This window comes from Paenibacillus sp. FSL E2-0178 (assembly GCF_038593005.1).
In the GTDB taxonomy this organism is placed as follows: Bacteria; Bacillota; Bacilli; order Paenibacillales; family Paenibacillaceae; genus Paenibacillus_AQ; species Paenibacillus_AQ phytohabitans.
The window spans coordinates 7,049,407-7,075,734 of sequence record NZ_CP151953.1; the positions used below are offsets into that span (position 1 = coordinate 7,049,407).

The window sequence follows — 26,328 nt, forward strand, 5'->3', positions numbered from 1 at the left end:
GCTACTGGATAAGGCAGCACGAACAACCTGAGCATCCGCAGCAAGCGGCGTCTCAGGTTGTTTGGTTATGTTTGCGGTAGAGCAGCGGAGATAGCCCGTAGCGCTCAACGAATTTCTTGTGGAAAAAGCTCAGGCTTTCATAGCCGCATTCGCCGGCAATCTCTCCGATAGAGCTGCCGCTGCTGGTGAGCAGGAGAGCGGCATAAGCCATACGGTGCTCCTGAACCAGCTCCCCGAAGGTTTTGCCGGTGCTTTTCTTCAGTAGATTGCCCAGATAATTCGGATTGAAATTAAAGTGCGCAGCCAGATCCTTCAGGGAACAATGACGGAAGTGCCGCTCGAGATACTGCAGAATCTCCAGCAGATCGGCCCGCTTGGTCAAAGGAAGCCCGCTTAGCGCAGGATCTTGGTTCAGTACCCGCATGAGCTCCGTGAATACGATGACCATATAGCCGCTGATCATATCTGCCGAGAACTCACGGGGATCGAAATACTCGCACATAAGGCTGGCGAGAATATGGTGAAGGTTCAGGTAGTGCTCCGAGCGGAAGAGGAGATAACGGTCATGGGCGGTGGAAGGAGACTGGGCATTGACCAGAAAGTCGGTTAATCTCCCGTCAATGCCGAGGCGTGTCAGAAATGCCGCGCTCAGCGTTTCCTTACGCATCAGAATATTAATCAGAATGTCATCCTCTTCAAGAATGGATATCGAATGGGGCATATCCGTATCGAGTAGGCAGATTTGGCCTTGAGTCAGCTCAATGTCAGAGCCGCCGATCCTCTGACGGCAGCGGCCGGAGTACATGTAATTAAGCTCGATAAAAGAATGGGTATGCTCCGGCATCGCCGCAAATCTGTGGTGCTTGCTGATATGATAATCACCCTGGCAGAAGAAGAGGTGTTCCGGCAGACGCGGAACCCGTTCTCCGGGCGGCAGGGTCATTTCTTGGCCGCCGAACTCTTCGATGTTGCGGCGGGTGAGCCGCTGCTTGGCTTCTATGGTATTATGGCGTCGCAGCTCCTGGTCAAGCTCCCGGTGATCCATCCGGTCCGGTCTCCTTTCCGGCTGCACACAGCTTCCGGTATTCTTCCGGTGTGTGTCCCGTCATTTTCTTGAACAGCCGGAAAAAGTATTTGGCGTTGTCGATTCCTAAAGCTTTGGCGATCTTATAAATCTTATCCTCACTTGTGCGCAGCAGCAGCTTGGCGCGCTCAATACGCTCTTTGTTGACATAATCAATCAGATTCTCACCGGTTTTTTCTTTGAACAGAAAACTCAGATAGCTCGGGCTGATGTAGAACAGACCTGACAAATGCTCAAGTGTGACGGGTGAGGCAATGTTTTTGCGGATATATACCTTCACATTGTCGATGACATTTGGAGAAGAGTATACTGATTGCTCCTTGAGCAAGTCCGCAGTGGAGGTGAGCACCGTCAGGAAGTACAGCCGGATCTCCTCAGCATCGAATGAGATGCTGAGCACGGCCTCGAGGCTCGAAGATGGATGCTGTCCGTTCTGGGCAGGGAAGTAAGCCGAGATCAGCGTTTTGACCTCTGCGATGATCTGCCGGCAATTCTCTTTGAGCTGATGAATGGTCGCTGCAGGCTGCCCGCGGTAATAGTCAAAATATTCGTGCACCCCTTCAGTGACCTTGCCTGTGTTGCCCGATTCAATGAAAAAGATCAGGTCCCGGCTGCCTTCCCACATCACGGGCGTGGTCTGGTAGCTGCCGGGATGGTAGAGGAAATACTGGCCCTGGTCTGCGATGGCACGGCAGTTCAAGGCAGACATAGATTCCTCGCGTGCCTGCTGCAGCCCGGACACAGTGCTTGTTACACTGCTGATGCCAATGCAGGCCTGGGGTCCTGTACCGGCAATCAGCTTCCGGGCTTCGGAGGCGGCCAGCTCCAGGATCTCGGTCTCTGGAAGTGAACTGTCATAGAGCTGGAGAGAGAAGGCCACCTTCCTGCTCTGCGGGTGTAGAAGAAACAGGCAGGTCCCCTTCAAAGCAGGCTCCTGGGCAGCTAATTCTTCCGGTGTATAGAGAGTTAACAGGACCATTCTGCCGGCAGACATGAGATTCCGCATGGGGGCAGAGCGGAACACGGGCGGGTGCTCCACGGGATAGAATCCGGAAATATATTGCAGCAGGGCATGCATATCTCCAAGCAGACTGAGCTGCTCAGCTTCTCTGGTGATGCTCAGCGTCTCCGCCTTGGAGGACTGCTCACTTTCGATCGCGGTTATTGCTTTGGAGATAGCGCCAAGGATCTCGTCTTTACTGAACGGCTTCAGCAGGTAGTGGACTACCCGTGCCGAAATGGCCTCCTGCATATATTCGAAATCGGAGTAACCGCTGATGACGATGATCTTTTTATCGGGATATTGGCTTTGAAGCTGCCGCAACAATGATTTGCCGTCCATGACCGGCATCCGCATGTCGGTGAAGATCAGATGCGGGTCCTGTGTGCGGACGAGCTCAAGAGCATCCTCGCCGTTGTCTGCTTCACCGCAGAAGCTGAGCTCAGCAGTTACGCTGCGGATCTTCTTCAGCAGGCCCTGGCGAATCAAAGGCTCGTCGTCGACAATGATGAATTTGTACATGGTCCAGCCTACTTTCAGTGTTATTTGGAGGGGAGAGTCAAGGTTATGGCCGTACCCGTCGCAGGTTCGCTGGTAATCGCCAGTCCGAAGTCAGAGCCGTAATAGAGCGCAATGCGGGAGTGCACATTCTTAATGCCGATGCTCTGTCTGCTGCGATGCCCCAGTCCCATGAACTCAGGCTGCAGCTCCAGCAGCTCCTGAATTTCATTCAGCCGTTCGGCGGGAATACCGATCCCGTCATCGCGGATTTCAAAGATAATCCGCCCGCTCTCCGGCTCCAGGTAGCCTCTGAGCAGAAGCAATCCGCTGCCCTTCTTGTTCTCCAATCCGTGGTAGACGGCATTTTCCACCAAAGGCTGAAGAATCAGCTTGAGAATTCTGGCATCCAGCACAGCCGGCTCCATTTCTTTGACATAACGGATTTTGCTGCCATAGCGGATCTGCTGGATGGTCATATAGTTATCGACATGCTGCAGCTCTTCCCGGGCAAGCACCAGCTCACTGTCGGTCTTGATGCTATAACGGAACATGTCCCCCAGGGATTTGGTCATCACTGCAATGCTGTCTACCTCCTCAATCTCGGCAATACTGTTGATAGATTCAAGCGTGTTGTACAGGAAATGTGAATTAATCTGGGCTTCAAGCGCTTTCATCTGCGAGTCCATGGTCAGGATTTTATTCTGGTAGCTTTCCCTGACAAAGGTATCGATGTCCTTCATCATCTTGTTGTATTCCGTATACAGGAAGCCGATTTCGTCCACCCGCTGAGGCTCAATATCGGTCGTGATGAACTTTTGTGATTTGTTTTTGCGCATGATCCGGGCCAGCCGGGTAATTGGTTTGGTAATCCAGTTGGACAGCAGGATAGAGAGCAGAATGAAAATAACCGCGCAGGTCAGAGAAATGTAAACGATCAGCTTCTGGGATATCCCGTATTTCTCATACAGCCCGCTTAGTGAGATATTGGCGATGACACTCCAGTGATAGACCGGAAGCTTTTGAATCACAGTTAACATGTCCCCGTCGTAAAATTCCAGCTCATCGCCCGCCATGGCCTCCGTTCTGCGGATTAAGGCGCTTGGCAGCCGGGTGTCGGTGTTCTTGCCGGTACTGTCATAGATAATGTTGCCGTCGTCATTCGCCAGGACAAAGTAGCTCATATTAGGTACGGCATCCTGGTTCAGGCCCTTGAAAATGTCCAGACTGCAGTCCAGCATGAATACGCCGAGGAACTCTTGGGTCTTCATATCGTAAAGCGCCCGGGAGAAGACAAGGGAAGGTTCAGAATTAATAATATAGGGCTTTACACCGGGTTCTCCGATATAAAGCTGGCCTTTGCTGGCTATGGTCTGCTGATACCAGTCATCCTGGAACGGGACATAGCCGACCTGAAGCTCGGCGGTGCTGCCGTAGCTGATGTTTTTGCCGTCAGGGGCAAAAAGATAAATTCCGTTAACATAATCATAGCTGAGCAGCAAATTCTCGAAGATCAGCTTCAGCTTGTTCTGTATAATGAAAATGTCGTAGGAGTCACTGGTAAGTGCAAGCTTCTTCAGTTCATCACTTACCGTACTGTATGCGGTTGCACTCGAAGACTGCTGCTGGATGGTCAGCGAGATGCGTTCAATATTTCCGAAAATGTCCTCAATGCCCTGAACCGTATTATGAACGGTGTTGGAGGCAACAAGTGAGGTCTGCTGGTTGACCAGATCGGTATAGCTCTGATAGGAGCTATACGTGACAATGACTATCGGAATGACGGAGACAAGGACCAGCGCCAGAAAAAGCTTCGTTTTGATACTGACAAATTTCATGCTTGTTTCCTCCGATGTAGAAGACCGTAAAATAGTGCACCTTAAATGCAAAAGTAATTATACCGCTTTCACGATTAAGATATCAATACAGCCACCGGGATGAAGGGCGGCCGGGAAAACGAAGGTATAGAAGAATAGGGAGGTTATTTAATGAAAACGCGATCAAAGAAACGGACGGGCACGCTGCTGCTGGCGTTGATGCTTACACTGCTTGCCGGCTGCGGATCAGGAAACAACGGGAATCAGCCGGCCAATAATGGGAACGCTTCAACCAAGCCGGAAGCTGAGGCTTCGGCTGCGGCAACCGCAGATACCTCCAGCAGCACCAAGAAGGTGACACTCACAATGATGGTATCCGGCACGAAAGCCCCGGACGGACAGGATTTCGCACTCGATATCATGCCTAAGCTCGTCAAGGAGAAGTTCCCTAACGTGACGCTGGAAACCTCGAAGCTTCCGGATGAGCAGTATTTCACTTCTATCCGTACCAAGCTTGCTTCAGGCCAAGGGCCGGATATTTACTGGGTTTTCCCGAGAAATGCATCCCTTGGAGTGCTGGATATGGCCAAAGCTGGTTATGCGGCCGACCTGTCCGATCTGGCCTTCTGGGATAACATCAGCCAGGGCGCGAAGGAGGATATGTCTTACGAGGGCAAGCCTTACGGAATCGCAGGCGGCCTGGATTACCTGGGGGTCTACTATAATCAGGACTTGTTCAAGCAGGCGGGCATTACGGAAATGCCGCAAGACTGGCCTTCATTCCTTGAAGCCTGCCAGAAGCTGAAGGACGCGGGTATTACTCCAATCTCACTGGCGGATAAAGATCCGTGGTTCCTGCAGTTCGGAATGTATCAGATTGCCGCGAATGTCGTTTACCCGGATGAAATGGATTTTGACACCAAGCTTCAGGCGGGTGAGAAATCACTGTCAGATCCGAAATGGGCAGCTACAATCTCCAAGATGAAGGAATTGTACGACAAAGGCTATGTGGTCAAAAATTCACTCGGACTTGGAAGTGCGCAAGCGGCTCAGCTGTTTATTGACGGCAAATCGGCGATGATTTTTGACGGAACCTGGGATTATGCTACATTAACGGCCAAAGGTGCAGCTGACTTTACCCGCGGATTCTTCTCCCTGCCGGCGAATGAAGCAGGACAGCCGACTTACGTGTCCGCTGCAACTGCTGCCGGGTTCGCATTGAATGCCAAGTCGGAGAATCTGGATGTCGCCAAAGAAGTGATGAATTATCTGTTTGACGGCCAGTCTGACCTGTTCAAAGCCTGGACCGGAGCGAACAGCTCGATCAGTGTATATAAAGGTGTGGCCCTGAACCATGAACTCTTCAAGGAAGTCAACGATTCCTACCTGAATAACGGAAAATCCGTGTACTTCCCCAATCAGATGTGGCCGACAGGTGTAGCTGAAGAAATGGAAGCTAAATTTGCTGAAATTATTGGCGGACGCAAGACCACTCCGGAGCAGGTTACAGAGGCTATGGATGCGAAGTTCAAGGAATTGTGGAAGAACAAATAAGGTATAACTGATCATTGTTCCGCCAACCTGTCATCTATCAGCGGGAGGCGGAACAATTATGGACAGGAGGATAAGACAGAGATGAAATCTACTGTAATGAAAAAAACGATGTATTTCTTCGCAGTCCCGGCGCTGCTCTTTTATTTGACCTTTTGGATCTTTCCGATTACCAAGCTGTTTCAATATAGTGTGACGGACTATAACGGGTTTGCTCAGACCTTCAATTATATCGGCTTCGATAATTACAAGGCTTTGTTTAACGGAGGGACGCTTGGTAATTCGATCAGCAACACACTGGTTTATACCGTAGTCAGTGTAGTGGCGGGCAACCTGATTGGACTTGCGCTGGCGCTGCTGCTGAACATGAAGATCCGGGGGAAGGGCTTCTACCGCTCGATCTCGTACATTCCAACGTTGTTCAGTGCAATTGTGGTCGGCTTCATCTGGAGCTATGTCTATATGCCGGACAGCGGGATGATTGCCACATTTCTGGATAAGCTGGGCATTCCGAATGACAACTTAAACTTCCTGGGCAGCTATTCATCTGCGCTATACTCGATCATTTTCGTGGAAATTTGGAAGAATGTCGGCACAACGATGATTATCTTCCTTGCAGGGCTGCAAACGGTTCCGAATGATCTGCTGGAGGCTGGCCGGATTGACGGCTGCGGCGGCTGGAAGCTGCTGCGTTATGTGAAGCTACCGCTGCTTGCCACCTCGATTACGATTAACACGACGCTGAGTCTGATCAACGGGCTGAAAGCCTTCGACTTCCCGTTCATTATGACCAATGGCGGTCCCGGAACTTCGACTAACACCCTGATTTATTCAATTTATAAAATGGCCTTCACGGAGCAGATGTTCGGCAAGGCTTCGGCGCTGGGGATTATTTCGTTTATCCTGATTATCGCTGTTACTGCCGTCTCGGTACTGCTGATGAATAGAAAAGAGGTGTCAGCATGAATAGCGGAACCACAGCAGGTAAAATACTGCAGCCTGAGCCTGCCATAAAGACGCGTAAAGCGCTCAACCCCGGAGCTTTACTTAAAAAAATACTGCTTCAGCTGCTGGTCATCGTGATTATGGTGCTCAATCTGATTCCGCTGGTGATTGTATTATCCACCTCACTGCGGTCTCCGGATAACAATACGAATCCGCTGAATTTGTTCAATGAGCTTTCCTTTGCCAGTTACCGGACAGCTTTTGAGCGGATGCATTTTGGAACTGCTCTCCTGAACAGTGTGGTGCTGACGGCCATTTCCGTACTGCTGGTAGTGGTCTTCGCAGCCATGGCATCCTATCCGATGGCGCGGATCAAAAGCAGATGGAGCCAGTTCCTGTACCTCTTTTTCCTGGCCGGTCTGGTTGTCCCGGGGCAGATGGTGCTGATCCCCATTGTGCAAATGATCAACAGCCTGGGGATTCCCAGCACGCAGTACACGCCGATTCTAATGTTTGTAACCTGCAGTCTGCCATTCTCCACTTTCCTGTATACCGGCTTTATCCGCAGCGGTGTTCCGGAAGAAGTAGAGGAAGCAGCCCATATTGACGGTGCGGGACTCTTCCGCCGGTTCTGGACGGTCGTATTCCCGCTGCTGATTCCGGTTACGGTATCGGTGATCATCACGCAGGGCATCTGGATCTGGAATGATTATTTCTTCAATATGACGTTTATCTCCAAGTCATCGCAGTCTCCGCTACCGCTGGCTATGCTCGGCTTCATGGGCGACCAGCAGAATCCGACCCAATGGAACGTGCTGTTTGCAGCTTGTATGCTGTGCGCACTTCCGCTTCTGATTGCCTTCTCTTTTCTGCAGAAGTATTTCGTAGGGGGACTTACGGTGGGATCAGTTAAGGGATGAAATGAAGATTTCCGGTAAGGCCCCCTATATGGGGGCTTTTCGGCGTCTGCCCAAAAGGGCAGATGCTTCCCGCCCGATCGGACGATGGCAGCAGGCTCACACGTCTATAAGATAAGGGCATAGAGAAGAACTTACACAGAGGAGACGATACTGTTATGGCGAAATTATTATACCGGCTGGGATATTGGTCGGCGAAGAACCGGTTAAAGGTCCTCATTGGGAGCCTTATGCTGGTGGTGGCAGCAGCGATTGTGGCGTTGTCGATGGGGATCCATTTCGGTGAGGAGACCAGTATTCCCGGGCTTGCTTCACAGAAAACACTCGAGGTTATGAACAAGGAATTCCCGAATCCGCAAGGAAATCTTGGGACAACCCAATTGGTGCTGAAGGCGCCGGACAACGAAACCTTGTCTTCTGAAGCCTCCAAGGAGCTGATTGCCGGGAAGCTCAAGGAAGCGGCAGCGGACCCGGAGGTAGCCTCAGTTGTAAGTCCGTACGACAATCATTCATTGAATGCGGAGGGTACCGTCGGGTATGCCACGATTACTTATAACGTTCCGGGTGATGATGTTACAGAGGAATCGAAGGATTCCGTTCTTGAAATTGCAGATTCACTTCGGGATACGGGCTGGCAGGCAGAACTGATCGGGAACGGCTATGTAAAAATGGCAACCAGCAGTCCTGCTGAAGGACTTGGGGTATTGCTGGCTCTGGTGATTCTCGCTGTTGCACTCGGCTCCATCCTTACCGGTGTTCTCCCGGTGCTTACCGCTGGTCTGGGGCTCGGATTTGGCATTATGCTGATTATCATCGGAACAAGTATATTGGATATCCCTTCCTTTGCCCTGTCACTGGCCGGGATGCTTGGACTGGCTGTCGGCATCGATTATGCACTATTCATTATTGCCAGATACCGCCAGCAGCTGGGAGAAGGATATGAGAGACGCGAAGCGATTGCCATAGCGAACGGCACAGCCGGAAGTGCGGTTGTGTTTGCAGGAGTAACCGTCATTATCGCGCTTCTGGGGTTCTCGTTCGTTGGCGTACCCTTCCTTACCGCGATGGGAGCGGCAGGTGCGCTCTGTGTGCTCACCGCAATATTGACATCCATATTCGTAGTTCCTGCGGTATTGGATTTGCTGGGCGGCCGGATTAAGGCTCCTGCTAAGCGTTCCCGGAATAGAGGCAGCAAACAGAAAAACGCAGGCAGCGGGAATTTGTGGGGAAGGTTTGTTACCGGGCAGCCATTAATAGCTGTCGTGGCAGGTGTAGCGCTGCTGGCAACCATTGCGCTGCCGTTCTTCCACATGGAGACGGGCCTGGGGAATGACGGGCAGAAATCGCCGGATACCACTGAACGCCGGGCATACGATCTCTTGTCTGAGACCTACGGTGCAGGCTACCACGGACCGTTGGTCATTCTGGCCGAAACGGATGGCGGAGAAGAGGCGGCGGCTAATCTTAATAAAGTAATGGAGGAAGTGAAAACCTATCCCAATGTGGTTGCCGTAAATCCGGCAGTCACCGGACCTTCCGGTAAAGTGTCGCTGATTACCGTCATGCCGGCAACGGGTCCTAATGATTCCGAAACGATCGATCTTGTGCATCTGATTCGGGATAAAGCCCCGGCCATTGAACAGCAGGATCATGTCAAGATTGGTGTAACGGGCAGCACTACCGTCAACATTGATATCACCCAGAAATTGAACCAGGCGTTGCCTAAATTCTGCCTGATCATCGTCGGCTTGGCTTTTGTGCTGCTGATGCTGGTGTTCCGTTCGATTCTGGTACCGGTCAAGGCTGTACTGGGATTCATTCTGTCGCTGGGTGCAACCTTAGGCTTTGTCACCTTTGTCGTACAGGATGGCTATTTCCAGAAGCTGTTTGGATTCTATGCAGAGGCACCGGTATTCAATTTCCTGCCGATCATCGTAGTGGGTGTACTGTTTGGGTTGGCGATGGACTACGAAGTCTTCCTGGTCAGCCGGATGCGTGAAGCCTTCAAGAAGAGCGGAGATGCCAAACAGTCGGTTCTTGCCGGTATTCATCACAGCGGCGGAGTGGTAACTGCAGCCGGATTGATTATGGTCGCTGTATTTACCGGCTTCATTCTGGCAGAGGAGCCGATGGTTAAGGTCATGGGACTGGCGCTTGCCTTTGGTGTTCTCTTTGATGCCTTTATCGTCCGGATGCTTATTGTTCCCGGCGTGATGACCTTGCTTGGGAAGTCAGCCTGGTATTTCCCGAAGTGGCTGGACCGCCTGCTCCCGAACCTGGATGTCGAGGGTGAGGAAGTAATGAAGGAAGTAGAGCTGAAGCATTCACAGAAGGTGTCCAGATCGGCGTAGATACGCAATAACGATAATGAAATAGATAGAATACTGGCAGCAGGGATCGGCGGATAGCCGGTTCCCTGCTGTTATCTGTGGATCGGAAGATGTATACCAATGCTTCAGTATTGTATAATTGCGTGGGGAGGCCGATCCTGTGGAAGAAAATAAACCAACGGTTAATCAGTTTATAAATGATTTGTTCGTAGCGAGACTGCCGACTGTCATCTGGACATCGGTCGTATATATTTCCACTGTGTTTCTTCAGTTTTACCATGATCCGCAGATATTGTCTCCTTCAGTATTCACAGGATTATTCTCAGTCCATGTACTGCTGCACTGGTTTTCATACAAGTTTACGAATAAACAATTCTGGCTGTATTTCTCTATACAAGGCGTTTTAATTTACTGGTGTGCAATTCTGATGCCGGGCGGATACCAGGCGGTTCTAATCGGACTGCTCCCCGTGCTTATTGCCCAGAGTCTCAACTCTTCTATTCAGATCAAAAGAATATCCATTGCTGCTATTGTCAGCGTGATCATCTTTTTTGACGCCGGTCTGACGGTTGGAGATACGAAAGAAATTATTTTTTTACTCCCCCTATTTGTACTAATGCTGATCATTATGTTTGCTTTTGCAATTATGTTCTTCCGGCAGGTGCACGAGCGCCAGCGCATTCAGAGCTTTCTCCAGGATCTGCAGGAAGCTCATAAGAAAGTGGAGGAATTGACGCTCGCCAATGAACGGCAGCGGATGGCCAGGGATTTGCATGATACGCTGGCCCAGGGGGTGGCGGGGCTGATTATGCGGCTGGAGGCTGCGGATGCACACTTGTCACGCGGTAATACTGAGAGGACCGGGGAGATTATTAAACAGTCCATGCAGCAGGCCCGCAGGACCTTGGCTGATGCACGGGGAGCGATCGATAATTTACGGCTCAAATCAGCTCCGGAAATTGATTTCAAGGAGTCGGTTGAAGATGAAATCCTGCATTTTACAGACTCGACAGGTATTCCTGTAGTTACAGACCTTAAGCTGAACAGACGTTTATCCAGATTGCTGATGGAGCACAGCTCCCATATCGTTAAAGAATGCCTGACGAATATCGCCCGGCATGCGCGGGCCGACAAGGTTTGGGTGTCATTGTCGGATGAGAAGGGCCGGCTATCGATCGGAATTACCGACAACGGAATCGGATTCAACACCGAAGCTATCGGCCGGGAGGCCGGTCATTACGGGCTGTTAGGATTACAGGAAAGGGTAAGACTTCTTGGCGGGGAGTTGAAGGTATTCAGTAATTCCCAAGGAACAACGATTACGATTGAGACACCACTGGTTAAGGGAGAATCCATATGAGCATGTATAAAATACTGATTGTGGACGATCATTACGTAGTCCGCGAGGGGCTCAAGCTTATCCTGGAGACAGGTGATGAGTTCCAGGTTGTCGGTGAAGCCGTGAACGGGCAGCAGGCTCTGCCTTTGATAGACGTGCTGCAGCCGGATGTAATTCTGATGGACCTCAACATGCCGGTGATGAGCGGGCTGGAAACGATGGAACAGCTGAAGAGCAGGAATAGTACAGTTCCGGTTATTATTTTGACCACCTACAACGAAGATGAATTAATGATTAAAGGTCTGGCGCTTGGAGCGAAAGGGTATCTGCTGAAGGACACCAGCCGGGAGAACCTGTTCCGGAACATAGAGTCGGCGGTACGCGGGGAGACTTTACTCACTGCCGATATCTTGGAACGTGTCCTGTCTGTCCGTGACAAGCAGCAGGCTCCGGCCCCTTCCCGGGACGCTGGTTCCCTGCTCAGTGAACGGGAGGTGTTCATCCTGCAGAGTGTGTCCCGGGGGGACACCAGCAAAGCCATCGCCCTCGATATGGGTGTCTCTGAGCGGACAGTTAAAGCTCATCTGACCAACATATACAACAAGCTGGGTGTGGATTCCAGGCCGCAGGCAGTGGCTACAGCCCTGGAGCGGGGATTATTGAATATGTAACATGCGGAGACCGTTTCCGCATGTTTTTTTTTGAAAGATAAGAATTTATATGCTTCGCGCAATAAATATTCCTTATCTTTCTCGCTGAAACGGTACCGTCCTTATTAAAGGACGGCAAAGCCGTTTCTACTTGCCCGAAAGGGCAGGCCGCTCTTCCCGTTAGGACGATGTTAAAGAATCCTTCGCTCTGTATGATTAAGGCATGGAAGAACATTACCTAATTCATTGCAGGATCTATAACTAGGAGGAATATTATTATGCGTTTGAACAATAAAGTAGCAGTCATTACAGGTGCCGCCTCAGGAATGGGCAAGGCCATTGCGGAGTTATACGCGGAAGAAGGTGCCAGAGTCATCGTGTCCGATCTGAACCTGGAAGGAGCAGAAGCCGTTGCGGCTGGTATCAGGTCGAGCGGCGGAGAGGCGGTTGCCATCCAGACTAATGTTGCCCTTGAGCACGACATTCATGAGATGATCGATCTGGCAGTTTCCACCTTTGGTACGCTTGATATTCTGGTTAACAACGCCGGCATTATGGATAATATGGCGCCAGCCGGTGATATTACCGATGAGAAATGGGAGTTGATGTTTGATGTGAACACGAAAAGTGTGGTGAGGGCTATACGTAAGGCTCTGCCGATATTTCTTGCAAAAGGAAAGGGTGTTATCGTAAATACTGCATCGACCGGGGGCTTCTGCGGAGCACATGCCGGAGTCGCATATACCGCCTCCAAACACGCAGTGGTCGGCATTACGAAGAACACAGGTTTTATGTACGCACAGCAAGGAATCCGCTGTAATGCAATCGCTCCCGGTGCGACAATGACGAATATCGTCAATTCGATAAACAATGTAAATGAGCTTGGTGCGGCACGCACTAAGGTAATCAAAGGGGTAATTCCCCGCCTCGGGCAGCCTGAGGAAATCGCCAAGGTGGCTCTATTCCTTGCATCGGATGAATCCAGCTTCGTCAACGGTGCTGTAATTACTGCGGATGCAGGCTGGACAGCAGGTTTCTAACTCACAGTCTGCCGCCATATGCCTAAACAGAAATTGAGGTGTTTCAGGTGATCCGTCTGTCAGTCGTCGTACCGGTTTATAATGAAGAAGACAATATAAACGATCTGTATTGGAGTATTACGGAGGCGCTGAGCGGCAGAATTGAGAGTTATGAAATTGTCCTGGTCAATGATGGAAGCAAGGACCGGAGTTCATTGCTGCTTAATGAGATCGCTCGGCTGGACCCGGCAGTGAAGGTTATTCATTTCAAAAGGAATTACGGGCAGACCGCTGCGATTTCAGCTGGAATAAAAAGTTCAACGGGCGGGTTAATCGCTCTGATGGATGCAGATCTGGAGACCGATCCCCGGGATATATTCCGACTGATGCCTTTTATCGAAAGGATAAATTTTGTAAACGGAAGACGGCTGGAGCGTAAAGACACGGGACTTAAGAGGATATCCTCACGGCTCGGCAATGGAATCCGCAACTGGATTACAGGAGAAGCGGTTTATGATACAGGCTGCCCAATGAAGCTGTTCACCCGGGAGGTCGGGGACAGCTTTCATTTATACAATGGAATGCACCGTTTTCTGCCGACACTGGCCAAGATGAACGGGTTCTCGGTCGTTGAAGTTACGGTAACCCATCAAATAAGAAAGCACGGCGTATCTAAATATGGAATTTGGAAGAGCGGGTGTACCGGCGTGATGGATGCAATGGTGATTGGCTGGCTCAAAAAAAGAGGGATTCTGTACCAGATCAACAACGAATCCAGGTGAATTCCAGGATTCTTTGAAGGAAAGGTAAAGGCCTGTCTTTGGTAGAACACCAAAAGCAGGCCGTTATTTTATACTTCAATAATAATCGGAAGGATCATGGGACGGCGTTTGGTTTGCTCATACAGGAATTTGCTTAAGGCTCCCTTGAGGGTCTGCTTCATAATATTCCACTGGCCGAGGTCAGCTGCGTTCATGTTCTGGAGAGTTGCAATGACAAGCTGATTGATTTCTTCAATCAGCTTGTCTGAATTGCGGACGTAAATGAACCCGCGTGAAATGGTATCCGGTTCGCTCAGCAGCCGTCCATCCGCTTGACTCAGTGTAACGACTGTAATCAGCACACCGTCTGCAGATAACTGCCGCCGGTCCCGCAGGACTACATTACCGATGTCGCCGATCCCGTCAACATAAATTTGCCCGGCAGTTACCCGTCCCGCTGGACGGACCACACCTCTTGCCGACTCGACCAGCTCTCCATTCTTGAGAATAAAGATATGATCCCCCTGAACCCCGACAGCTTCGGCTAACAGGCGGTGATGATGCAGCATCCGGTATTCCCCGTGAATGGGGATGAAATAATCCGGTTTCATTAAGGTCAGCATCAGCTTCAATTCCTCCTGGCTGCCATGTCCGGACACGTGAAGCTCGTTGCGTGCTCCGTAAATGACTTTTGCGCCAAGGAGGTAGAGATTGTCTACAATCCGCGAGACGTTACGTTCATTACCCGGAATCGGGCTGGCGGCCAGCAGGACGGTATCGCCTGCGCCGATCTCCATCTGCCGGTTGCTTGAATTCGCCAAGCGGGAGAGGGCAGCCATAGGCTCCCCCTGACTTCCCGTAACCAGAACTGCCACCTCATGCGGCGGCAGCTTGGCCGCTTCAGCCGGCTCGATCAGCATGCCGTCCGGAATGCTCAAATATCCCAGATCACGGGATACGGCAACAACGTTCACCATACTCCGTCCAAGCAAGGCGAGCTTGCGTCCTGTCACAACCGCAGCGTCTACAACCTGCTGCAGCCGGTGTACATTGGAGGCGAAGGTGGAGACAAAGATTCTGCGCTCTGCTTTTTTGAAGGCATCTTCCAGATGAGCGCCAACAAGCTGTTCGGATGGAGTGAAGCCGGGACGTTCCGCATTCGTGCTCTCCGAGAGCAGAATCCGGACGCCTTTTTTACCGATGTCCGCCATTTTATGTATATCAGGGTATTGCTTGTTCACCGGGGTCATATCGAACTTGAAGTCCCCTGTGTGAACCACCCTTCCTTCGGGAGTATCGAAGACAACACCCAGGCAGTCCGGAATACTGTGATTGGTGTTGAAGAAGGAGGTGGTAATCTGGCCGAAGGTGAGGATGGAGTCAGCATCAATACAGTTCAGGCTGGCATCACGGAGAAGCCCGTGTTCTTTCAGTTTATTCTCGATTAATCCAAGGGTCAGACGGGAGGCATAGAGAGGAAGGTTCAGTTGTTTGAGCAGGTAAGGGATGCCGCCGATATGATCCTCATGCCCGTGGGTAACTACCAGTGCCCGCACCTTATCTATTTGTTTTAATAAATATGCTACGTCCGGGATAATCAAATCAATGCCAAGCATACTCTCGTCCGGAAATTTGGAGCCGCAATCAATGACAACAATATCATCCCCGTATTGCAGGAAATACATATTCTTGCCGATTTCATTCACACCGCCCAAGGCGGCAACCACTAACCGTTGTTCTGGCATCAATCCCACACCCCCTCATATCAGTCATCCTTATTATGGTTAAGGGTATGGGGAATTATCCGTTTCACAAGCAGGAGACAGGGTCCTTCATTAGATCAATTTCCGGTATTCTACCGGAGTCATACCGGAGAAGTTACGGAAGAGCTTAATGAAATAGCTGACATTGTCAAAGCCTAACTGCTCTGCTATATCTACTATGGTGATGTTCGTCTGATTCAACAGCTCCTGCGCACGTTCCATTTTTAGTTTGGTCACGAACTCTATATAGGTGAGACCGGTCTCGAATTTGAATAACCGGCTGAAATGGGTAGGGTTCAGGCCAAGCCGCCGGGCCATCTCATCCATGCCTACCTTCTCCCCAATATGATTCATGACATAACGTTTGGCCTCGGCTACTTCCTTCCGGACATTTTGCTTCCACATGGACCTCAGCATCAAGATCTTGTCTTTCAGGAACTGTTCCAGCCACTCCATTAGCTGATCCAGGGTCTCAAGCTCCCGGATGGAGCGCTGATGCATTTCACTGTTGAAATTGTTTACGAAATTTTGCATGACGATATATTTTAATTCCAGCTCCATTACCATTTTGAGGAGCCAGCTTTTTACGCTTTCGACCGGATATTTCTTGTCCCCGATATGCTTCTTGATCTCTGTAACTGCAGCAGTAACCCGTGCACAATCCTCATTCTGAATACAGTCTCTTAACTGCTGAAGAATTTCAGCATAATGAACAAACAGATCCTCATTAGTTGTCTGGACAGGTTCAAGCTTCATTATGGCTCCCTCAGCCGTATAAAAGCGCAGGGCCTGTGAATCCAGTAAGGCTTGAATCTGCTTCTTGATGTCGATCAGACTTGACGTTGCCTCGCTGTAAAAGAATGAAATCCCCATTCGCAGATGCAGCTTCGACATCTTCTGGACATGCCGGAATTTATCCCTGAATTCCTCATGAAGATTCCGGATCAGAATACGCGGAAAGGGGATGAAGAGGATGAACTGCCGTTCGGTTAAGGCGAACTGGATAATGCCCTCGATCTCAAGAAATTCCTGCAGCACATTATCTATCACGAACTGCATGTTCACAATGCCTCCGAAACGCCGTTCCAGCTCATGGGAGCGTTCCGGGATAGCCAGGACAGGCAGGTAGGGCAGTCCCTCTTGCAGGCGAATGTCCATAGCGGCGGCTTGTCCGAACCATTCAGCCTCATCCCAGACAGGCTGCTCGAGGAACATACGGATAAATCTCGTCCGGATTGCAGAGTGGTTCTGTGTGACCAGCTTCTGCATCTGGAGGTAATTATTCTGGGAGATCATTTTAACCTCCAGCCGGGAAACCGCCTCAGTCAATACTGAAATGACCTGATCAATTTGCAAACTTTCTTTCAATATATATTCGGCAACATTTAATTTCACCGCCTGTTGGGCATATTCGAATTCCCCGTGGCAGGACAGGATAATCGCCTGGAGCTGGGGATTCACCTCCCGGGCCTTCCGGATTAATTCCAGCCCGTCCATCGCCGGCATGCCGATATCTGTGAGCAGAATATCAGGCTGATGCAGCCGGCAGGCTTCCCAGGCCTGTTTGCCGTCAGAGCATGCGGCCGACAACTCCAGGCCTAAGGTATCCCAGGGAATACTGGCGCTCAGATATTCCAGTACAGGATAGTGATCATCGGCTAATACTACTTTATATACCACGTTAGTCCACTCCTATCCGCTTCACAGGCAGTACTAATTGTACGATTGTACGGTGTCCGTGAATGCTCTCAATATTCATGTCGAAGTCGTCCCCGTAAATGAGCTTTAACCGCTGATAGACATTAATTAGTCCGATCCCGTGAGCGGGCGGAGGTTCAAGGGACCCGGCAACATTCACCGGATCTGTATCCACTTCCTGCTGTTTAATATGCTGCAATAACGCAATCAGCGTAGGTTCATCCATTCCCGTTCCGTTGTCCTCGACGCTTATGTTAAGCATGGATTTGATTTTTATGATGGAAATTATAATCCTGCCCCCGCCTTGTACGAATCCGTGCTTATAAGCATTCTCAATAACCGGCTGCAGAATAAACCGCGGAACGGTCTCCAGCAGCAAGTCTTTATTCACATGAACCTCAGAGCTGGTGGGGTATCTCATCGTAAACCGCATGAGCTCCATATATTGCTTGGCGGATTCAAGCTCATAAGCCACCGAGACCCATTCATCCTGACTTGAAAAGCTGGCCCGCAGCATAGAGGATAAGGAGCCGACGATAAATGCATTCTCCTCATCCTGTTTCATCAGCAGCTTTAGCCGGATGGAGCTTAGCACGTTGAACAGGAAATGAGGATTAATCTGAGCCTGCAGCATCGCAATTTCCGCCTGGCGTTTCAATTCCTGCTCGGCTTCCACCTGCTGCAGCATGAGCTGGACACGGTCCAGCATTTTATCAAAGGAGAGGCCCAGGCTGCCGATTTCGTCGGTTCCCCGGATGTTGGAGCGGACCATCATATCCCCGGATTCCACTCTGCGGGCAACCTTCCCCAGGACAAGCACAGGCTTCGTGAATCTCCGCAGCAGATAAGTTAGTGCGAACAGAAAGCTGACCGCAAAAATAGCTTGAATGAACAAGCCGGTCCGGTTGATCCCGTTCAATCTTTCTGTCAGCTGTTCATAGGGGGCTACGCTGACTAACCGCCATTTGGCATATTTAAGCGGCAGCGAGAGGAGGAGCTGATTCTCGTTCTTAAATTCTACGATATCAGGGAATACCAGCTCATCGATTGGCAACAGAGTATTAAAATCAGACCCTATCAGGGCCTGGTTCCGGTTGGACAGAATTGTATCCTTATCATTCAGCAGATAAACATCTTCCTCTAATGAAGCAAACCGCTCACGAATGGAGGCTTCACTGCGGCTGACAATAAGGTAGGCATAGGGCGGAGCGGCAATCCCCTCTCTTAATGCCCGAGCTGTCATGAATACAAACGGCTTCTCAGGCTCAAGGGAGGTCAGATAATTGGCTTCTGCCCCCATGAATAAAGTGTCATACGGTGTGAGCTTCTCCAGAGTTGGGAACCAGCCCTGTCCAATGAATTGACGCGGATCATAGTCGTAAAAGGAATAATCGGAATAGGCATGTCCTTCCTTGTCCAGAAGCGTGATGCGTAAGTCCAGGGTATCGCCGGCCACCTGCTCCAGCCGGCTGGTCAAGGTTCTTGCGGCGACCGGATTGGTCTTGGCATCCTCCAGCAGGGTCTTAATCTCCGGATCAAAGTGGACGAAATTCGAGACCGATACCATCTCTTCGAAGATCACATCGATCTGTGACTGCACAATCGTTAAGGATTGCGTAGCTTTTTCCAAAGAATGCTCCCGGATAATAAGCTTGGAATACACCATCGTTATATACAGCATCCCGATCGCTGGTATAACCAGGCAGGCGATAGAGGTCAGGATAAGCTTTTGCCGGAAGGATAATTGACTTAGCCTATAGTTCTTCTTCATTCATTTCCCCCTCCAGTAACAGAACTTCACTAGATCATGGTACTTTATTATGCCGTTAACCTCATCCAATAATTTTTTCATTTCAGAAAAAATAATGCTATACAAACTTTTCGCTATAGATAAATTCGTTGCATGTGCAATAAAACGGGCGATTTTATAATGAAGATACAAAAAGAAAACGAGGTGGAAAACGTGGAGGTTATACCTAAAGAGGGGACGATGAAGCGGTTCGGGAAGCCGGGGGCCGGCAGAATGCGCAAGCAGGCTTTGTATGACAATATTGCCGGGTACTTATTCATTTCACCCATGCTCATTCTGACCACAACCCTAGTGATCATTCCGATTCTTTTATCCGGTGTGATTAGCTTCTCGGATTGGAATTTTGTGTCCGGGCTGGAGGGGTTTCATTTTGTCGGGCTGGACAACTACACCAGGCTGGTGCAGGATGAATCCTTTCACCGTTCGCTGATTAACAACCTTATTATGATGGCCGTGGTCCCGGTAGCGATGTTTCTGGCTTTGGTGCTGGCAGCATTAATTAACAAAGCAACGTATTTCAAAACATTCTTCAAAGTGATTTATTTCATGCCCTTCATTTCGAGCTTTGTTGCCATAGCCCTATTGTGGAGAGTGCTGTACCATCCGAACAATGGCCCAATCAATGGATTTCTTAGATCCATAGGTGTGGACAATCCTCCCCTGTGGTTAGCAGATCCCAAGTTTGCGCTGATCTCGGTCATGATTATTATGGTGTGGACCTCGCTAGGCTTCAACATGGTGATTTATCTGGCCGGGCTGCAGAATATTTCACGGGATTTGTATGAAGCCGCTGATGTGGACGGTGCTTCACCGCTGAGACAATTCTTCAGAATTACATTACCTTTACTATCTCCAACCTCATTCTTCCTGTTAATTACGGGGATTGTCGGATCCTTCAAGGTGTTTGATCTGATTATGGTGTTGACGGGTGGCGGGCCGGCAGGTTCAACCTCAGTAATCGTATTTTATCTGTACGAAGTTGCATTCATTAACCTGGAGTCGGGGTATGCATCCGCGATGGGGATTATTCTGCTGATGCTCATCCTGCTGGTGACCCTGATTCAATGGGTCGGACAAAAGAAATGGGTCAACTACTAGGAGGTTTAAACATGCGATCGATTAAGCTTAGCCGCGTTATTGTGACATTGTGTATGGGTGTTGCAGGGATTCTGTTTATTATGCCTTTCTTATGGATGATCTCCGCATCCTTTAAGCCGGAGCTTGATGTCATGAAGTATCCGATTCAGTGGATTCCGACGAAATGGAATATGGTCGAGAACTACAGGCAGGTATGGGCTGGAGCCGTGCCGTTCTCCCTGTATTACTGGAATAGTGCGAAGGTAACGTTGATGTCGACAGCGCTGTCCTTGATTATTTCCGCCATGGCAGCCTATGGATTCTCGAAGGTTATTTTTAAAGGACGGGATATGCTATTCCTGCTTGTCTTAGCCACCTTTATGATTCCAACCCAAGCCATTCTCGTTCCGCAATTTATTATGTACCGCTGGCTTGGACTGTTTGACAGTCATATCGGACTTGTGCTGCTTGCCGCTTCAGGTGTGCTGGGAACCTTCCTGCTGAGACAGTTTTTCCTCGGTATTCATGATGAGATTATTGAATCCGCCCGGATTGATGCTGCAGGCCACTGGACGATCTTTAGCCGGATCGCCCTGCCGCTTGTGCAGCCGGCCCTGGCAACCTATATGATTCTCCGCTTCATCTGGACCTGGAATGATTATCAGAATCCACTGATCTTTCTTCGTTCTGATTCTTTATTCACCTTACAGCTGGGTATCCGGAAATTCGCTGATTTCAGCGGCGAGTTCTACTCCTTAATGATGGCAGGTGCAGTTTCAGCCATTCTACCTCTATTAATCATCTTCATGATTGGGCAGAAGCAGGTGATTGAGGGAGTTGCTATGGGAAGTGTCAAAGGCTAGACTAATTACACTATAGGGGGTCTATACAATGTTCAAAGCCAACAAGAAATTATTCATCCTGGTACCGCTATTATCCTTGCTGATTTCAGGGTGCGGCGGTGCCAAATCGGAAGAAGGGGCTACCCCGGGTACCGGAGAAGGAACGAATGAACGGGTAACGATTAAGCTGAGCAACTGGTATGCCAAAAAAATGGATAACTGGGATGTAGTGATTGCAGAGTTCGAAAAGACGCATCCCAATATCAAAGTGGAGTTCGCTTCCGCAGAAGATAACAACTCCAACGAATTCTACAAGAAGCTCGATCTGGCCGTTGCCGGCGGCGATGATCTGGATATTATCATGTTCAGCAATATGACTTACCTGTCCCAACGGGCCGGGCTGGGGATGATCGAGCCGCTGGATGAATACTTGGCCACAGACGGAATTAATTACACGGATGAATACACGTCCGACACCAGAATTGACGGTAAGGTCTACGGATTACCCGGCAAGTCCTCCCAGGGTCTCGTTATTATCAATGAGAATCATCTGAAGGAAGCGGGACTCGAGCTGCCCAAGGACTGGACCTGGGATCAGTATATGGAATACGCGAAGGCTATGACGACAAAAGAGGGCGATAAAACCCGGTACGGAACCTATTTCCACAGCTGGATTCAATATGGATACCTGGTGCAGAACTTCGGCCAATCGGTGAATGCGAATCTGACCACCGATGACGGCAAGAAAGCCAATATTGATAATCCATTCATGCGTAAGTCGCTGGAGCTGCGTCTTCAGGGAGAAGCGGAAGGCTCCGCCACACCGTATTCGGAGGTGGTCAGCCAGAAGCTGAATTACAGACCGCAATATTTCAATCAGGATACAAGCATGCTGGTCACAGGCTCCTTCCTGATCCCGGAAACCGGGGGAACCGAGACCATTCCTGCCAGCTTCAAAACTGTGTTTGCTCCGCTTCCCAAGCTGAATGCCGAAGATCCGATCTCTGCGAATGTCAGCGGTGACGTACTGAGCCTATACAGCAAATCCAAGCATAAAGACGAAGCGTACACCTTCATCCGCTGGTTCTCCACCGAAGGGATTGTGCTGCAAGGGAAGAATATCCCATCCTGGAAAAAAGCTGATCTGAATGATGTGGTCGACCGGATCATCGCCGGCAGCAAAAATCCGGAAATGATCGATAAAGAATCTCTGCTCTATGTGCTGGAGAATACCAAATCAACTACGACAGCCACAGCGGTGCCTTATCACGCAGAGCTTGAGAAAGTGCTCCTGGAGGAGTTTGATAAAATGATGCTCTCGGGTCAAAGCATTGATGCGACGATCCAGAATGCCCAAACCAAGATCCAGAAGATCATTGATTCCAAATCCTGAATGAAAACAGAGATTAGATAGGAGTGCTGCCCGTGCTTTATCCAATAATGACGGAAACCCGCGGTCTGTATGATCTGGCCGGGGTATGGAATTTCAAGCTGGATCACGGCTTGGGATTCGAAGAGAACTGGTATGCATCCAGGCTGACAGATACGATCCCTATGGCGGTTCCCTCTGCCTATAATGATCTTGGCGTGAAGCCGGAGATTCGCAATCATGTCGGCTGGGTATGGTACGAGCGGGAGCTAACCCTGCCAGCGAACATCTTGAAGGAGCGTCTAGTCCTCAGATTCGGCTCGGCTACACATAAGGCCAAGGTATTCATCAATGGAAGCTTTGTGATGGAGCATTCCGGCGGATTTCTGCCCTTCGAAGCCGTGATTAATGAGTATATCCGGACTGGATCGAACCGGCTGACGGTTGCCGTCAATAATGTTGTGGATTACACGACATTGCCTGTAGGTCTATACACAGAGACTGAAGAACCCGGCGGGAAGACCAGGCTGAAGAATCAGCCGAACTTCGATTTCTTCAACTTTGCAGGACTGCAGCGGCCGGTGAAAATCTACTCTACGCCTCAAACCTTCGTGCAGGATATTACTGTCGTAACCGATTATCACGGCGGTAACGGGATTGTCCGTTACAGCGTGGATGTCAGCGGAGAAGCAGATATCCGGGTCACTGTTCTGGATGAAGAGGGAAACGCAGTCTCCTCGGGGACCGGAAGCTCCGGCCGGCTGGATATTCCCGGCGTTACCCTATGGCAGCCGTTGAATGCCTACCTGTATACCCTGAAGATTGAACTGCTGGAAGCGGAGCAGGTGCTGGATGTCTACGGGCTGCCGTTTGGCGTGCGGACAGTCGAAGTGCGGGAGGGGCAGTTCCTGATCAACAACCAGCCCTTTTACTTCAAGGGCTACGGCAGACATGAGGATACCCCGTTTCATGGCCGGGGCTTAGATGAAGCAGCGAATATTATGGACTTCAACCTAATGAAATGGACTGGAGCCAACTCCTTCCGTACCGCGCATTATCCTTATGCCGAAGAAGTGATGCGGCTTGCCGATCGTGAAGGCTTCGTTGTCATTGATGAGACGCCCGCGGTAGGTCTGGATCTTAATTTCCTGGTGATGTTATCCGGGGGATCGAAGAAAGAGACATGGAAGGAAGTCCAAACCTTTGAGCATCACCAGCAGGTCATCCGGGAGCTGATTAACCGGGATAAGAACCATGCCTGTGTAGTGATGTGGAATGTGGCTAATGAACCGGCATCCTATGAAGAGGGAGCATACGAGTACTTCAAGCCGCTGATCGAGCAGATGCGGGATGAAGATCCGCAGCACCGCCCGGTTACCCTGGTGACACATATAGAGGCTTCGCCCTTAAACGATAAGATCTCCGAACTGATAGATGTGCTCGCCTTCAACCGTTACTATGGCTGGTATGTGGACGGAGGCGATCTCGAATCAGCCAAAGGCAAGCTCCGTCTTGAACTGGAGGCCTGGACCAAACGTTGTCCGGGTAAACCGATGATGATGACTGAATACGGAACAGATACCGTAGCCGGACTGCATGATGTGGAACCGATCATGTTCACGGAAGAATATCAGGTGGAGTTCTACAGGGCCAATCACGGGATCTTCGACGAATTTGAAGATTTCGTCGGCGAACAGGTCTGGAATTTCGCAGACTTTGCCACGGGCCAGGGAATTATCCGGGTACAAGGCAACAAGAAGGGGATCTTCACCCGGGAACGCCAGCCCAAAGCAGCGGCACATGAGTTGCGCAAGAGATGGACGGCTATCCCGGATTTCGGGTATAAGCCGAAATAATGGAAGCTTGATACACATAGCATTATGCCCGCCACAATGTACACCTGCGATTTATGCAGTGTTCATTGTGGCGGGCTTTTTGGGCATATTCTGAGACTATCCTTTCACCGCACCAATCATTACACCCTTCTCGAAATACTTCTGGACGAAGGGATACACACACAGGATGGGCACCGTTGCCACGATAATGGTGGCATATTTAATCGTTTCTCCGATCATGAACTGGTCCGCCGAGCTTGCTCCTGCCGACATGCTGTCTGTCGAATTGGCAATCAGAATCTCCCGGAGTATCAGCTGCAGCGGGAACAGGTCTCTGTCCCTCAGAAAGATGGATGCATAGAACCACGCGTTCCACTTCTCGACGGCATAATAGAGCACCATTACAGCTATAACCGGCTTGGACAAAGGCAATACGATCCGGAACAGGATCGTCAAATGGTTAGCGCCGTCGATCTTGGCCGATTCCTCCAGGCTCTCGGGAATCGCCGAGAATGCGGTGCGCATGATAATCAGGTTAAAGGTGCTGACAGCGAACGGTATGATGGTGGCCCAGATGGAATCAATCAATCCGACACCCTTGACGATCAGGTACATCGGAATCAGGCCCCCGTGGAAGAACATCGTGAACACGATCAGCAGGGTGAAGACGCTGTTCCACATTACATTTCTTCTGGACAGCACATAGGCTGCTATTGCGGTCAGCAGCATGTTAAGGGTGACACCGAAGACCAGAATGAATAGTGTATTGCCGTAACCCTTGATAATGCCGGGATTGCTGAACACGCTCTTGTAAGCTTCGAGACTGAAGCCCAGCGGCTTCCACAGGAATCCCTTATTCGCAACCAGCTCCGCGGAATCGCTGAAGGAGGCGAACAGTACATATAGAAGCGGATATAACGTTACGATAACAAGGAGAATCAGCACGGTGTTAATGGTGTAATCAAAGAGTTTATTTCTCAGGCCGGTGTCGGCATGCATAACGGTTTCCTCCTACCAAAGGCTGGTTTTATTAACTCTGCGGCTGATGTAATTGGCCGAGATCAATAGAATGAGATTCACAACCGAGTTAAACAAGCCGACTGCTGAACTATAGCTCCAGCCGAATTCCAGCAAGCCTTTTCTGTACACAAAGGAAGAAATGACGTCAGCTGTTTCATAGGTTACAGGATTGTAGAGCAGAATGATTTTCTCGAAGCCGACATTCAGCATATTGCCCATCCGCAGGATGAACATGATGGTGATCGTAGGCAGAATTCCCGGCAGGGTAATGTGCAGCATCTGCTTCAGACGGCTGGCACCGTCAATCCGGGCGGCTTCATACTGCTCCTGGTCAATACCGGCCAAGGCGGCAATGTAAATAATCGATTCCCAGCCGATCTTTTGCCAGATTTCAGACAGGATATAGACCGGGCGGAACAAGCCTGGCTTCTGCAGCATAGCGGTTCCGTCATACCCGAGCCAGGAGAATAGTGTATTAATGACCCCGTTGCTGTTGGTGAAGTCGGTAATCATCCCGCAAATTACAACGAGTGAAATGAAGTAGGGCATATACGAGAAGGTCTGGACTATCCGTTTGAAGCTCTGATTTCTCACTTCATTGATCAGCAGAGCCAGAATGATCGGGGCCGGAAACATGAACAGAATCGAATACACGCTGATGATAATGGTATTACTCAGAATCCGCCAGAAATAATAGCTGGAGAAGAAATCCCTGAAGTGCTGGAGTCCTACCCAGTCACTGCCTAGAATCCCTTTCATCGGTGAGAAATCCTTGAAGGCAATAATCGCGCCATACATCGGTGCATAATGGAATACGACATAGTAGAGGATGACCGGAATCATCATGATATACAGCAGTCTGTTCAGCTTGAAATCCCGGAGGAAACGGTGCTTAAAGCTGTTGTTAACAGAAGTTTGGACACCGGTCATAGGAGCTAATTTGGACATGGTTTCTCTATTCCTCCTTACGGGAGCAGCTCTTCAGCCGATCAACGATCTGCTC

Annotated in this window: 20 protein-coding genes; 12 read left to right on the forward strand and 8 right to left on the reverse strand. The window is 50.1% G+C overall.

All coding sequences use genetic code 11. From position 1 onward, the window contains the following. Positions 1 to 52 precede the first annotated feature (52 nt). From MHI42_RS30425 to MHI42_RS30435, 3 genes are read right to left on the reverse strand one after another with little or no spacing between them, the layout of a single operon-like run. Positions 53 to 1,045 carry a helix-turn-helix domain-containing protein gene (locus MHI42_RS30425; RefSeq protein ID WP_342421586.1) on the reverse strand — a complete coding sequence of 331 codons (993 nt, stop codon included), beginning with the start codon at positions 1,043 to 1,045 and terminating at the stop codon, positions 53 to 55. Next, a complete protein-coding gene (locus MHI42_RS30430) occupies positions 1,026 to 2,606 on the reverse strand; it encodes a response regulator (protein ID WP_342421587.1) in 1,581 nt (526 codons plus the stop codon). The genes MHI42_RS30425 and MHI42_RS30430 overlap by 20 nt, the downstream gene beginning before the upstream one ends. A gap of 20 nt (positions 2,607 to 2,626) precedes the next feature. After that, entirely contained in the window at positions 2,627 to 4,420 is a 1,794-nt protein-coding gene (locus MHI42_RS30435; RefSeq protein WP_342421588.1) for a sensor histidine kinase, read from the reverse strand. A 150-nt stretch (positions 4,421 to 4,570) separates the two neighbouring features. Here MHI42_RS30435 and MHI42_RS30440 point away from each other — a divergent pair, with 150 nt between their 5' ends. The 8 genes from MHI42_RS30440 to MHI42_RS30475 all read left to right on the forward strand — a co-directional run bounded on the left by MHI42_RS30440 (position 4,571) and on the right by MHI42_RS30475 (position 13,932). Continuing rightward, complete coding sequence (locus MHI42_RS30440; RefSeq protein ID WP_342421589.1) at positions 4,571 to 5,953, forward strand: extracellular solute-binding protein; 1,383 nt, start codon at positions 4,571 to 4,573, stop codon at positions 5,951 to 5,953. 96 nt (positions 5,954 to 6,049) lie between these two features. Next, on the forward strand, positions 6,050 to 6,916 hold the full coding sequence (locus MHI42_RS30445; RefSeq protein WP_342421590.1) for a sugar ABC transporter permease: 867 nt from the start codon (positions 6,050 to 6,052) through the stop codon (positions 6,914 to 6,916). Continuing rightward, positions 6,913 to 7,815 carry a carbohydrate ABC transporter permease gene (locus MHI42_RS30450; protein ID WP_342421591.1) on the forward strand — a complete coding sequence of 301 codons (903 nt, stop codon included), beginning with the start codon at positions 6,913 to 6,915 and terminating at the stop codon, positions 7,813 to 7,815. Before MHI42_RS30445 ends, MHI42_RS30450 begins: the two co-directional genes overlap by 4 nt. Positions 7,816 to 7,970: 155 nt before the next feature. Beyond that, positions 7,971 to 10,163, forward strand: coding sequence for an MMPL family transporter (locus MHI42_RS30455; protein ID WP_342421592.1), 2,193 nt, complete (start codon positions 7,971 to 7,973; stop codon positions 10,161 to 10,163). 139 nt (positions 10,164 to 10,302) lie between these two features. Beyond that, a complete protein-coding gene (locus tag MHI42_RS30460; RefSeq protein WP_342421593.1) occupies positions 10,303 to 11,502 on the forward strand; it encodes a sensor histidine kinase in 1,200 nt (399 codons plus the stop codon). Next, positions 11,499 to 12,152, forward strand: a complete 654-nt coding sequence (locus MHI42_RS30465; protein WP_342421594.1) for a response regulator transcription factor — start codon at positions 11,499 to 11,501, stop codon at positions 12,150 to 12,152. The genes MHI42_RS30460 and MHI42_RS30465 overlap by 4 nt, the downstream gene beginning before the upstream one ends. A gap of 257 nt (positions 12,153 to 12,409) precedes the next feature. Then, on the forward strand, positions 12,410 to 13,171 hold the full coding sequence (locus MHI42_RS30470) for an SDR family oxidoreductase (RefSeq protein ID WP_342421595.1): 762 nt from the start codon (positions 12,410 to 12,412) through the stop codon (positions 13,169 to 13,171). A gap of 47 nt (positions 13,172 to 13,218) precedes the next feature. Beyond that, positions 13,219 to 13,932, forward strand: coding sequence for a glycosyltransferase family 2 protein (locus tag MHI42_RS30475; RefSeq protein WP_342421596.1), 714 nt, complete (start codon positions 13,219 to 13,221; stop codon positions 13,930 to 13,932). Between the two features lie 68 nt (positions 13,933 to 14,000). Here MHI42_RS30475 and MHI42_RS30480 read toward each other — a convergent pair whose 3' ends face one another. The 3 genes from MHI42_RS30480 to MHI42_RS30490 form a co-directional block, all read right to left on the reverse strand. Continuing rightward, the gene (locus MHI42_RS30480) at positions 14,001 to 15,656 is read right to left on the reverse strand and encodes a ribonuclease J (RefSeq protein WP_342424834.1); all 1,656 of its coding nucleotides are present in this window, start codon (positions 15,654 to 15,656) and stop codon (positions 14,001 to 14,003) included. Between the two features lie 90 nt (positions 15,657 to 15,746). Continuing rightward, positions 15,747 to 17,354: a helix-turn-helix domain-containing protein gene (locus MHI42_RS30485; protein WP_342421597.1), complete on the reverse strand. Its 1,608-nt coding sequence runs from the start codon at positions 17,352 to 17,354 to the stop codon at positions 15,747 to 15,749. Between the two features lies 1 nt (position 17,355). Then, positions 17,356 to 19,143: a histidine kinase gene (locus MHI42_RS30490; protein WP_342421598.1), complete on the reverse strand. Its 1,788-nt coding sequence runs from the start codon at positions 19,141 to 19,143 to the stop codon at positions 17,356 to 17,358. 159 nt (positions 19,144 to 19,302) lie between these two features. Between MHI42_RS30490 and MHI42_RS30495 the strand changes: the two genes are divergently transcribed. Genes MHI42_RS30495 through uidA form a run of 4 tightly spaced genes read left to right on the forward strand, consistent with a single transcriptional unit; the run spans position 19,303 to position 24,326 of the window. Next, positions 19,303 to 20,280 carry a sugar ABC transporter permease gene (locus MHI42_RS30495; RefSeq protein WP_342421599.1) on the forward strand — a complete coding sequence of 326 codons (978 nt, stop codon included), beginning with the start codon at positions 19,303 to 19,305 and terminating at the stop codon, positions 20,278 to 20,280. An 11-nt stretch (positions 20,281 to 20,291) separates the two neighbouring features. Further along, positions 20,292 to 21,122 carry a carbohydrate ABC transporter permease gene (locus MHI42_RS30500; protein ID WP_342421600.1) on the forward strand — a complete coding sequence of 277 codons (831 nt, stop codon included), beginning with the start codon at positions 20,292 to 20,294 and terminating at the stop codon, positions 21,120 to 21,122. A gap of 28 nt (positions 21,123 to 21,150) precedes the next feature. Then, the gene (locus MHI42_RS30505) at positions 21,151 to 22,494 is read left to right on the forward strand and encodes an extracellular solute-binding protein (RefSeq protein ID WP_342421601.1); all 1,344 of its coding nucleotides are present in this window, start codon (positions 21,151 to 21,153) and stop codon (positions 22,492 to 22,494) included. A 32-nt stretch (positions 22,495 to 22,526) separates the two neighbouring features. Beyond that, entirely contained in the window at positions 22,527 to 24,326 is a 1,800-nt protein-coding gene (gene uidA, locus MHI42_RS30510; protein ID WP_342421602.1) for a beta-glucuronidase, read from the forward strand. A gap of 96 nt (positions 24,327 to 24,422) precedes the next feature. Here uidA and MHI42_RS30515 read toward each other — a convergent pair whose 3' ends face one another. Beyond that, positions 24,423 to 25,304 carry a carbohydrate ABC transporter permease gene (locus tag MHI42_RS30515; RefSeq protein ID WP_342421603.1) on the reverse strand — a complete coding sequence of 294 codons (882 nt, stop codon included), beginning with the start codon at positions 25,302 to 25,304 and terminating at the stop codon, positions 24,423 to 24,425. A gap of 12 nt (positions 25,305 to 25,316) precedes the next feature. Further along, positions 25,317 to 26,255, reverse strand: coding sequence for an ABC transporter permease subunit (locus MHI42_RS30520; RefSeq protein WP_342424835.1), 939 nt, complete (start codon positions 26,253 to 26,255; stop codon positions 25,317 to 25,319). Positions 26,256 to 26,328 lie beyond the last annotated feature (73 nt).

What these genes read in the sequence shown, in the direction of transcription:
- MHI42_RS30465 (WP_342421594.1), top strand. Translation starts at nt 11,499, where the DNA reads ATGAGCATGTATAAAATACTGATTGTGGACGATCATTACGTAGTCCGC.
- MHI42_RS30440 (WP_342421589.1), top strand. Translation starts at nt 4,571, where the DNA reads ATGAAAACGCGATCAAAGAAACGGACGGGCACGCTGCTGCTGGCGTTG.
- MHI42_RS30430 (WP_342421587.1), bottom strand. Translation starts at nt 2,606, where the DNA reads ATGTACAAATTCATCATTGTCGACGACGAGCCTTTGATTCGCCAGGGC.
- MHI42_RS30480 (WP_342424834.1), bottom strand. Translation starts at nt 15,656, where the DNA reads ATGCCAGAACAACGGTTAGTGGTTGCCGCCTTGGGCGGTGTGAATGAA.
- MHI42_RS30500 (WP_342421600.1), top strand. Translation starts at nt 20,292, where the DNA reads ATGCGATCGATTAAGCTTAGCCGCGTTATTGTGACATTGTGTATGGGT.
- MHI42_RS30450 (WP_342421591.1), top strand. Translation starts at nt 6,913, where the DNA reads ATGAATAGCGGAACCACAGCAGGTAAAATACTGCAGCCTGAGCCTGCC.
- MHI42_RS30470 (WP_342421595.1), top strand. Translation starts at nt 12,410, where the DNA reads ATGCGTTTGAACAATAAAGTAGCAGTCATTACAGGTGCCGCCTCAGGA.
- MHI42_RS30490 (WP_342421598.1), bottom strand. Translation starts at nt 19,143, where the DNA reads ATGAAGAAGAACTATAGGCTAAGTCAATTATCCTTCCGGCAAAAGCTT.
- MHI42_RS30425 (WP_342421586.1), bottom strand. Translation starts at nt 1,045, where the DNA reads ATGGATCACCGGGAGCTTGACCAGGAGCTGCGACGCCATAATACCATA.
- MHI42_RS30495 (WP_342421599.1), top strand. Translation starts at nt 19,303, where the DNA reads ATGAAGATACAAAAAGAAAACGAGGTGGAAAACGTGGAGGTTATACCT.
- MHI42_RS30455 (WP_342421592.1), top strand. Translation starts at nt 7,971, where the DNA reads ATGGCGAAATTATTATACCGGCTGGGATATTGGTCGGCGAAGAACCGG.
- MHI42_RS30435 (WP_342421588.1), bottom strand. Translation starts at nt 4,420, where the DNA reads ATGAAATTTGTCAGTATCAAAACGAAGCTTTTTCTGGCGCTGGTCCTT.
- MHI42_RS30520 (WP_342424835.1), bottom strand. Translation starts at nt 26,255, where the DNA reads ATGACCGGTGTCCAAACTTCTGTTAACAACAGCTTTAAGCACCGTTTC.
- MHI42_RS30445 (WP_342421590.1), top strand. Translation starts at nt 6,050, where the DNA reads ATGAAAAAAACGATGTATTTCTTCGCAGTCCCGGCGCTGCTCTTTTAT.
- MHI42_RS30515 (WP_342421603.1), bottom strand. Translation starts at nt 25,304, where the DNA reads ATGCATGCCGACACCGGCCTGAGAAATAAACTCTTTGATTACACCATT.
- MHI42_RS30505 (WP_342421601.1), top strand. Translation starts at nt 21,151, where the DNA reads ATGTTCAAAGCCAACAAGAAATTATTCATCCTGGTACCGCTATTATCC.